Origin of the sequence: Serratia proteamaculans (assembly GCF_008830365.1) — a bacterium.
In the GTDB taxonomy this organism is placed as follows: domain Bacteria; phylum Pseudomonadota; class Gammaproteobacteria; order Enterobacterales; family Enterobacteriaceae; genus Serratia; species Serratia proteamaculans.
The window spans coordinates 1-3,123 of sequence record NZ_WBKI01000014.1 but is presented as its reverse complement, the minus strand read 5'-3'; the positions used below and the strand labels follow the sequence as shown (position 1 = coordinate 3,123).

Genomic DNA, 3,123 nt, shown 5'->3' with positions numbered 1-3,123 from the left:
TTGTCGGTTGATGACCTGATGGCGGATATCGCGACGATTTTCCACTGGCCGCCGTCAGAGCTTTACCCGATGACACCGCAAGAACTCCTCAACTGGCGCGATAAAGCGCTCCAACGAAGCGGACAAACGAATGAGTAACAACGTCAAGTTGCAGGTGCTACTCAAAGCCGTTGACCAAGCGACCCGCCCGTTTAAAAACATCCAGACAGCGAGTAAATCGCTGTCTGCCGAAATCCGCGACACCCGGCAGAACCTGAAAGAATTAAACGCGCAGGCCGGGCGCGTCGAAGGGTTCCGCAAATCGAGCGCGCAGCTTGCCGTCACCGGTCAGGCGCTGGCAAAGGCCAAGCAGGAGGCCGCCGCATTGGCGGTGCAGTTTAAAAACACCGAGAAGCCGACCCGAGCACAGGCGCAATTGATGGATGCGGCCAAGCGCTCGGCCGCCGAGTTGCAGCTCAAATACAACGGGTTGCGCCAGTCGGTACAGCGTCAGCGCCAAGAGCTGGCACAGGCCGGGATTAATACCCGCACCCTGGCCGCCGACGAGCGCCGCCTTAAATCGTCCCTGAGTGAAACCACTAACCAGCTTAACCGGCAGCGTGAGGCGCTATCTCGCGTTAGCCAGCAACAGGCCAAACTCAGTGCGGTGAGCCAGCGTCATCAGGCCGGGAAGCAATTGGCGGGCAGTGTGGCCGGGGCGGGTGCGGCGGGTGTAGGGGTGGCGACAGTAGGCGGCTTTACGGCAAAAAAACTCCTGACACCGGGGTATGATTTTGCGCAAAAAAACTCTGAGTTGCAGGCTGTACTCGGTGTGGCAAAAGACTCGGCTGATATGGTGGCGCTCCGCACGCAGGCGCGACAGCTTGGTGATAACACCGCCGCATCCGCCGATGATGCCGCCGGGGCGCAAATCATCATTGCCAAAGCGGGCGGCGACAAAGACGCCATTACCGCCGCAACGCCGGTTACGCTCAATATGGCGTTGGCGAACCGTAAAACCATGGAGGAAAACGCCACCCTGCTGATGGGGGTAAAGTCGGCTTTCGGGCTGACAAACGACAAGGTCGCGCACATTGGTGACGTGATTTCCCAGACCATGAACAAGAGCGCCGCTAACTTTGAGGGCCTGAGCGACACCCTGACCTATGCCGCGCCAGTGGCGAAAAATGCCGGTATCAGTGTCGAGGAGACGGCCGCCATTGCTGGTGCACTGGCCGATGCCAAAATCACCGGCTCCATGGCCGGTACGGGCAGCCGGGCAGTGATTACCCGGTTACAGGCTCCAATGGGGAAAGCCAAGGATGCGCTGGGGGAACTGGGCGTTAAGACCGCTGACCGCAAGGGCAATATGCGGCCGCTGTTCAGCATCCTGAAGGAAATGCAAAACAGCTTTGATAAAAACAAGCTCGGTACTGCTCAGCGCGCGGAATACATGAAGGTCATCTTCGGTGAGGAGGCATCGTCGGCCGCTGCCGTGCTGATGGGGGATGCTGCATCCGGCAAGCTTGACCGCCTGACCAAATTGCTCAGGGAGTCTGACGGTAAGACCGCCGAACTGGTCAAAATCATGCAGGACAATCTCGGCGGGGATTTGAAAGAGCTTCAATCCGCCTATGAGGCCATCGGTATCGACCTGTATGACCAACTGGAAACGCCATTCCGTGAGCTGACAAATCGGGCGACAAAATTCCTGCTGAAAATTGACCTTTGGATCAAAGACAACAAAGAGCTGGCCGGGACGTTGGGGAAAATTGCCCTTGGTGGCCTCGCTATTGTCGGCATTTTAGGGGCGATTGGTTTGGCATCGTGGCCGATCATAATGGGGATTAACGGTATCGTTGCGATTGCTGGCGTGATGGGGACGGCCTTTAGCGTGGCTGGCACCGCAATTATGACAGCACTTGGCGCACTGACGTGGCCGATAGTCGCGATTGGCTTGGCTATTGTGGCCGGGGTGCTGTTGATTCGCAAATATTGGCAACCTATTAGCGCCTTTTTCAGTGGTGTGATTCAGGGGGTTATGGAGGCGTTTGCGCCGGTGGGTGAACTGTTCAAACCCTTGAAACCGGTTTTTGACTGGCTCGGCGATAAGCTAAAGGCGGTCTGGCAGTGGTTCAAGGATTTAATCAAGCCGGTGGAGTCCACCAAAGAGACCCTCGATAGCTGCAAAAACGCGGGGCTGGCTTTTGGTCGGGGGCTGGCTAATGTGCTTGGCCTACCACTAAAAGCATTCAATAAACTGCGACAGGGCATTGATTGGGTACTGGAAAAGCTCGGGGTTATCAATTCCGAATCCAGTGACCTCGACAAGAAAGCGCAGAAGGCCAATGACTATGCCAACGGTGCGAACGGGCGCGGATATTCCCCCTCTGGTGGCCTGCTGACGGGCGGCTATGTGCCGGTTACGACCGGGGGTGGGAAAGCCTTTGTCGATAACAGCGTCAACAACTTCCACGTCGGTAACCAGCACCCCGGCGGCACCAGCGCAGCAGAAACCAAACGGATGTTGCTGGAAGTGGTGGAAGAACGGGAGCGCAAGCGCCGTGCGGCACAGCGCTCAAATATGGCGACGGATTAAGGAGAGTGTGCTGATGATGTTAATTCTCGGGCTGTTTGTGTTCCAGTTGCAGACCGTGCCCTATCAAACGCTGGCGCGCTCGGTGGATTATCGCTGGCCGTCAAACAGCCGCGTCGGCCAGCGGCCGGCTCTGCAATTTCTCGGCGTCAATGAGGAGAAAATCACGCTATCCGGCGTCCTGCTGCCGGAAATTACCGGCGGTAAAATCTCGATGCAACTGCTTGATGCGATGGCCGCCGAGGGCAAGGCGTGGCCGTTGCTGGAAGGCACCGGCACCATTTACGGTATGTTTGTCGTGAACAGCGTTAGTGAAACCCGCACGGAGTTTTTCTCCACCGGCAGCGCTCGGCGCATAGAGTTCACGCTCACGCTCACTCGCGTTGATGAGTCCTTTACGGCGATGTACGGTGATTTGCAGGTACAGGCGGAGGGGATGCTCGGTCAAATGAGCGAATGGACAGCCAAAGCCGGGAACATGGCGGGAGGGCTGCTCCAATGATTACCGGGATGACATTGGATGCCGGGGCAACCATCGCCCCGGCGTT

The 3,123-nt window shown here is 57.4% G+C and carries 3 protein-coding genes; all 3 read left to right on the top strand.

Translation table 11 applies throughout. From position 1 onward, the window contains the following. Positions 1–18 precede the first annotated feature (18 nt). From F8R23_RS24045 to F8R23_RS24035, 3 genes are read left to right on the top strand one after another with little or no spacing between them, the layout of a single operon-like run. Positions 19–138: a GpE family phage tail protein gene (locus F8R23_RS24045; protein ID WP_126501581.1), complete on the top strand. Its 120-nt coding sequence runs from the start codon at positions 19–21 to the stop codon at positions 136–138. Next, positions 131–2,578: a phage tail tape measure protein gene (locus tag F8R23_RS24040; RefSeq protein WP_151416109.1), complete on the top strand. Its 2,448-nt coding sequence runs from the start codon at positions 131–133 to the stop codon at positions 2,576–2,578. Before F8R23_RS24045 ends, F8R23_RS24040 begins: the two co-directional genes overlap by 8 nt. A gap of 13 nt (positions 2,579–2,591) precedes the next feature. Then, on the top strand, positions 2,592–3,077 hold the full coding sequence (locus tag F8R23_RS24035; RefSeq protein ID WP_151416108.1) for a phage tail protein: 486 nt from the start codon (positions 2,592–2,594) through the stop codon (positions 3,075–3,077). Positions 3,078–3,123: the final 46 nt, after the last annotated feature.

What these genes read in the sequence shown, in the direction of transcription:
- F8R23_RS24045 (WP_126501581.1), top strand. Translation starts at nt 19, where the DNA reads ATGGCGGATATCGCGACGATTTTCCACTGGCCGCCGTCAGAGCTTTAC.
- F8R23_RS24040 (WP_151416109.1), top strand. Translation starts at nt 131, where the DNA reads ATGAGTAACAACGTCAAGTTGCAGGTGCTACTCAAAGCCGTTGACCAA.
- F8R23_RS24035 (WP_151416108.1), top strand. Translation starts at nt 2,592, where the DNA reads ATGATGTTAATTCTCGGGCTGTTTGTGTTCCAGTTGCAGACCGTGCCC.